Below are 4,689 nucleotides of genomic sequence, written 5' to 3' on the forward strand. Positions count from 1 at the left end.
AACTGGCAGCGACCGCATCAGTTCAACAGCGGGCTAGCGCCCGCTGTTGCCGAAGAAAAACTTAACGCAGTGTCCGGGATTAGTTGACCACTACAGATCAACAATGCCCTGGCCGAAGCAGGCAAGAGCATCAAGCACCTTGAGTGGTTCGAAGTGGTCGACACCCGAGGCCATATCAAGGACAACAAGGCCGCGCATTTTCAGGTCACGCTCAAAGTGGGCTTTCGCATCGTCAACAGCTGATGCGGCGACACTGGCTTGTGCGGGTCAATTGCGTTACACAGTCCTGAGGCGCCCGGCCTTCCTGGCGCCCTTCTCTATTTTGATCTGAACAAGGAAAGCGATCGATGAAGAAGTTGGTAGTAGCGATAGGTTTGATGACGCTGGCCGGTACTGCGCTGGCAGCCGGCAAGCCATGTGAAGAGCTCAAGGGTGAAATAGCAGCCAAGCTGGACGCCAAGGGTGTCAGCGGCTATTCGCTGGAGATTGTCGATAAAGGCGCTGCCGCAGACGGCAAGGTCGTGGGTAGCTGCGAAGGCGGCACCAAGGAAATAGTCTATAAGCGCGGGCGATAGTGTTGAATCCATCGCGGGGCAAGCCCCGCGATAGGGCCCTCAGTTGCCCAGCACTGTCTGCGCCAGCAGCTCATAAGAGCGTATGCGGTCGGCATGCTCATACAGGTCGCAGGTGAAGATCAGCTCATCCGCCTCGGTCTGCTCCAGCAACACCTCCAGTTTGGCGCGGATTTTCTGCGGGCTGCCGACCATCGCCAGGCCCAGGAAGCTGCCCACCGCTTCCCGCTCATGCGGCAGCCACAGGCCGTCCATGGTCTCCACTGGCGGGCGTTGCACAAGGCTCTGCCCGCGCATCAGGGCGAGGATGCGCTGATACACCGAGGTGGCCAGGTAGTCGGCCTGTTCATCGGTCTCGGCCGCCACCAGTGGTACGCCAAGCATCACATAAGGCTTGTCGAGCACCGCCGAGGGCTTGAAGTGGTTGCGGTACACGCGAATCGCCTCGTGCATGTAACGTGGAGCGAAATGCGAGGCGAAGGCGTAGGGCAAACCGCGCATGCCGGCCAGTTGTGCACTGAACAGGCTCGAACCCAGTAGCCAGATCGGCACTTCGGTACCGTAACCCGGCACGGCAATGACCTTCTGCTCCGGCGTGCGCGGGCCCAGGTAGCGCATCAGTTCTTCGACGTCATCGGGAAAGTCGTCGGCACTGCCCGAGCGTTCGCGGCGCAGGGCGCGGGCAGTCAGCTGATCGGAGCCCGGCGCGCGGCCCAGGCCCAGGTCGATTCGCCCGGGATACAGGCTGGCGAGGGTGCCGAACTGTTCGGCGATCACCAGTGGCGCATGGTTGGGCAGCATCACCCCGCCGGCGCCAACACGAATGGTTGAGGTACCACCGGCCAGGTAGCTGAGCAGCACCGAGGTTGCGGAGCTGGCGATACCATCCATGTTGTGGTGCTCGGCCACCCAGAAGCGGTTGTAGCCAAACTTCTCGACGTGTTGCGCCAGGTCCAGTGAGTTGCGCAGGGACTGCGCCGGGCCGCTGTCGGCGCGTACTGGCACCAGGTCGAGGGTGGAAATCTTGATATCGGCAAGTTGCTTCATGGGCGTTGGCGCCTCCTGGGCAGTCGAGTGGCCGCAAACAATCCAACGGCCTTTCTAGCTCTGTATGGGCACATCTGCAGGAATCAATGCCGGGGCTTGTAATCCTTCTGAACTTGCCTGCGTCAGGGCTCTCTGAAATTAAGGCAAGGCGCGATATCCCGCGCCCCAGGGAGCTCAGGAGGCTTTATGAAAAAGACAGCATCAGCTATCTGGCAAGGTGGCTTGAAGGATGGCAAGGGCCTGCTTTCCACTGAAAGCGGCGCTCTCAAGCAGAACCCTTATGGCTTCAATACCCGCTTCGAAGGCCAGCCGGGTACCAATCCGGAGGAACTGATTGGCGCGGCGCATGCAGGCTGCTTCTCCATGGCCCTGTCAATGATGCTCGGTGAAGCGGGCCTGACCGCCGAGCGCATCGATACCATCGCCGAAGTGACCCTCGACAAACTGCCAGATGGCTTTGCCATTACCGCAGTGAACCTGATCCTCAAGGCCAAGGTCCCCGGGGCTAGCGAAGCGCAGTTTCTTGAGATTGCCAACAAGGCCAAGGCCGGTTGCCCGGTGTCGAAAGTGCTCAACGCGAAAATCAGCCTGGATGCGACGCTGCTGAGTTAAGGCAGAACCGGGGCGCGCTTCTTGTGGTCAAATGAGGGTCGGTAGAACGACTGCCGCCACAAGGAGCTGTCCCATGATCCGTGTTGCAATCGCTGTGCTGGCTTCGCTGCTGGCAACCGCTGCGCTGGCCGCGCCGAAACCCTGTGAAGAGCTCAAGGCCGAGATCGAAGCCAAGATCCAGGCCAACAACGTGAGTTCCTACACCTTGGAAATCGTCAAGAATGACGAGGTCCACGACCAGAACATGGTGGTCGGCAGCTGTGAAGGCGGCACCAAGAAGATCATCTACCAAAAGAATGATCGCTAGGCCTCAGGGGGTGCAGAAGACGTCGTTGGACTCTTCGGCGACCATCTTGCGCTGGGCATCATAGAGGTAGGCGCTGGGCCGCATGGCCGGGGCCCGGGCTTCCAGGCGATAGCGCTGGCCGGCCTTGAAATTCGCGAACTTGATGGTCAGGTAGCAGGTGCGCTCGGTCGGGTCGGTACTGAATCCACCGGAGTAGATCTCGTAGTCGAACCGCACTACCAACTCGTGGGCACCGGGCGTCACCTGAAAGAACCGGCCATCGGTCAGGCGTTTGCCATCGAGCCGTTCGGCCATCAGTGTCTTGCCCGGCGTGATGGTGTAGAGGTCGACCCAGGCCTGTTTGTTATCCACAGGTGGCAGGGGGCTAACGCAAGCTCCAAGGGTACTGATTGCGAGCAGCATCACAGGCTGGCGCATGGCGAACTCCGACGTGCGGGTTACAAAGCATAAGCATAGCGCCATTCACGCCTTTAGGTACGCTGGCAGCCCGCCGGCTGGCCTTTGCCGACCACTTTGCGCTGTTCGTCATAGAGCTTGGCCCAGGGGCGGAAGCCGATGCTACCGGCTTCAAGCTGGTAGCGCTGGCCGGCACTGAAATCATTGAATTTCACATTGAGCTGGCAATCGCGCCACAGTGGCTCTTCGACCGGGCCGATATTGCTTGGCGTAACCGCAAACAGATAACGCACGGTCAGCTCATGGCTGCCTGGCGGTACTTCGAAATAGCGTTTGTCTGCCCAGGCGCGCTCGTCTACTTCGACGGCGTGCAAGGTATCGTCCTCACCAGGGGCAAGGTCGATCCAGGCCTGGTTGGGGTCAGGCGCAGGAAGGCCGGCGCAGCCGGACAGAAGCACAGCAGTGCTGACGACGAGCAGTGTACGCATGGCAAAACTCCAGCCGGGCAGGATAGTCTTGAAGCGGATGAGTACTTGAGCGGATACAGGACACCAATGGTTCGACTATTTCTTTTGTTGCGCTCAAGTCATGGGGCACTCGACCGTCTTTTTCGCTACTTGGTTCCCTTGTTGGCCATCGGGCTGCTGAGCGGTTGTGCCAGTGTCAGTTACTACGGGCAATTGGCCAGCGGTCAGTGGCAGCTGTTGCGGGCGCGCCAGCCGGTTGCCGAGCTGGTAGCAGACCCGGCCACCGACAGTAAATTGCGCCAGCAGTTGCTGCACGCCGAGCAAGCTCGCGCCTTCGCCAGCGCGCAGTTAAAGCTGCCGGACAACCGCAGCTATCGGGTTTATGCCGATATCGGCCGGCCCTTCGTGGTCTGGAACGTATTCGCCACACCCGAGTTGTCGCTGGAGCCGCAGACCCATTGCTTCCCCATTGCCGGCTGCGTTGCCTACCGTGGGTATTACAACCAGGGCGCCGCGCGCGGGGCGGCTGCGCTGCAGAAACAACAAGGGCTGGATGTCTATGTCGGCGGTGTCGAAGCCTATTCGACCCTGGGCTGGTTCGACGATCCGATCCTCAGCTCTATGCTCGGCTGGGGCGACGAACGCCTGGCCACGGTGATCTTTCATGAGTTGGCCCATCAACGCGTCTATGTCCAGGACGACACTGCGTTCAACGAGTCCTTCGCCACTTTTGTCGAGCAGGAAGGCACTCGCCAATGGCGCGCGGCGCGGGGCCTGCCAACGCTGGTCGAAGATGGCAGCCAACAGCGCGAGCAGTTCGTCGCCCTGGTCCTGGCCAGTCGCGAACGGCTCAAGGCGTTGTATGCGGCGCCGCTCACCGAACCCGCCAAGCGTGCGGGCAAGCAGGCCGAATTCGAACGCTTGCGCCGTGAATACCGGGCCTTGCGCGATAACCAGTGGGGCGGTGTCGGACGCTATGACGCCTGGATCAATGCGCCGATGAACAATGCCAAGTTGTTGCCGTTTGGTCTGTACGACCAGTGGGTGCCGGCGTTTGCCCAGCTGTTTGCCGAGGTGGGCGGCGATTGGCAGGTGTTTTATCAGCGAGTAGAAGCATTCGGGCGGCTACCCCTTGAGCAGCGTCAGCAGGCGCTGAAAAGCATTGCGGGGCAAGTCGAGTCGTGGGCCCCCCCCCCCCCCCCGGGGGGGGGGGGGGGGGGGGCCCCCCCCCCCCCCCCCGGGGGGGAGAGCCGCCCGGGGCCCCCCGGGGGCGTTTGGGGCCGGGGGC

Annotated in this window: 6 protein-coding genes and 2 pseudogenes; 5 read left to right on the plus strand and 3 right to left on the minus strand. The window is 61.4% G+C overall.

All coding sequences use genetic code 11. From position 1 onward, the window contains the following. Window positions 1–96: 96 nt before the first annotated feature. Window positions 97–243, plus strand: a pseudogene (locus ACIOVF_RS26650) (dodecin); the annotation flags it as partial. Between the two features lie 104 nt (window positions 244–347). Continuing rightward, on the plus strand, window positions 348–575 hold the full coding sequence (locus tag ACIOVF_RS26655) for a DUF1161 domain-containing protein (RefSeq protein ID WP_045200732.1): 228 nt from the start codon (window positions 348–350) through the stop codon (window positions 573–575). Between the two features lie 39 nt (window positions 576–614). On the opposite strand, the gene ACIOVF_RS26660 is transcribed toward ACIOVF_RS26655, so the two are convergent. Next, complete coding sequence (locus ACIOVF_RS26660) at window positions 615–1,619, minus strand: LLM class flavin-dependent oxidoreductase (RefSeq protein ID WP_401293801.1); 1,005 nt, start codon at window positions 1,617–1,619, stop codon at window positions 615–617. Between the two features lie 186 nt (window positions 1,620–1,805). On the opposite strand from ACIOVF_RS26660, the gene ACIOVF_RS26665 reads away from it, so the two are divergent. Both ACIOVF_RS26665 and ACIOVF_RS26670 read left to right on the plus strand, forming a co-directional pair. After that, a complete protein-coding gene (locus tag ACIOVF_RS26665) occupies window positions 1,806–2,231 on the plus strand; it encodes an OsmC family protein (RefSeq protein WP_093377662.1) in 426 nt (141 codons plus the stop codon). A gap of 73 nt (window positions 2,232–2,304) precedes the next feature. Beyond that, entirely contained in the window at window positions 2,305–2,538 is a 234-nt protein-coding gene (locus tag ACIOVF_RS26670) for a DUF1161 domain-containing protein (protein WP_045200726.1), read from the plus strand. A gap of 3 nt (window positions 2,539–2,541) precedes the next feature. Here the strand turns inward: ACIOVF_RS26670 and ACIOVF_RS26675 are convergent, their stop codons facing one another. Both ACIOVF_RS26675 and ACIOVF_RS26680 read right to left on the minus strand, forming a co-directional pair. Continuing rightward, a complete protein-coding gene (locus tag ACIOVF_RS26675) occupies window positions 2,542–2,955 on the minus strand; it encodes a hypothetical protein (RefSeq protein WP_401293804.1) in 414 nt (137 codons plus the stop codon). Between the two features lie 53 nt (window positions 2,956–3,008). Beyond that, on the minus strand, window positions 3,009–3,422 hold the full coding sequence (locus tag ACIOVF_RS26680) for a hypothetical protein (protein ID WP_401293807.1): 414 nt from the start codon (window positions 3,420–3,422) through the stop codon (window positions 3,009–3,011). A gap of 66 nt (window positions 3,423–3,488) precedes the next feature. On the opposite strand from ACIOVF_RS26680, the pseudogene ACIOVF_RS26685 reads away from it, so the two are divergent. Further along, window positions 3,489–4,565, plus strand: a pseudogene (locus ACIOVF_RS26685) (aminopeptidase); the annotation flags it as partial. Window positions 4,566–4,689 lie beyond the last annotated feature (124 nt).

Source organism: Pseudomonas sp. NPDC087612 (assembly GCF_044743505.1).
Lineage (GTDB): Bacteria > Pseudomonadota > Gammaproteobacteria > Pseudomonadales > Pseudomonadaceae > Aquipseudomonas.

Excerpts from the sequence above, each read along its gene's own strand:
- ACIOVF_RS26665 (WP_093377662.1), top strand. The coding sequence starts at position 1,806 with ATGAAAAAGACAGCATCAGCTATCTGGCAAGGTGGCTTGAAGGATGGC.
- ACIOVF_RS26670 (WP_045200726.1), top strand. The coding sequence starts at position 2,305 with ATGATCCGTGTTGCAATCGCTGTGCTGGCTTCGCTGCTGGCAACCGCT.
- ACIOVF_RS26655 (WP_045200732.1), top strand. The coding sequence starts at position 348 with ATGAAGAAGTTGGTAGTAGCGATAGGTTTGATGACGCTGGCCGGTACT.
- ACIOVF_RS26680 (WP_401293807.1), bottom strand. The coding sequence starts at position 3,422 with ATGCGTACACTGCTCGTCGTCAGCACTGCTGTGCTTCTGTCCGGCTGC.
- ACIOVF_RS26675 (WP_401293804.1), bottom strand. The coding sequence starts at position 2,955 with ATGCGCCAGCCTGTGATGCTGCTCGCAATCAGTACCCTTGGAGCTTGC.
- ACIOVF_RS26660 (WP_401293801.1), bottom strand. The coding sequence starts at position 1,619 with ATGAAGCAACTTGCCGATATCAAGATTTCCACCCTCGACCTGGTGCCA.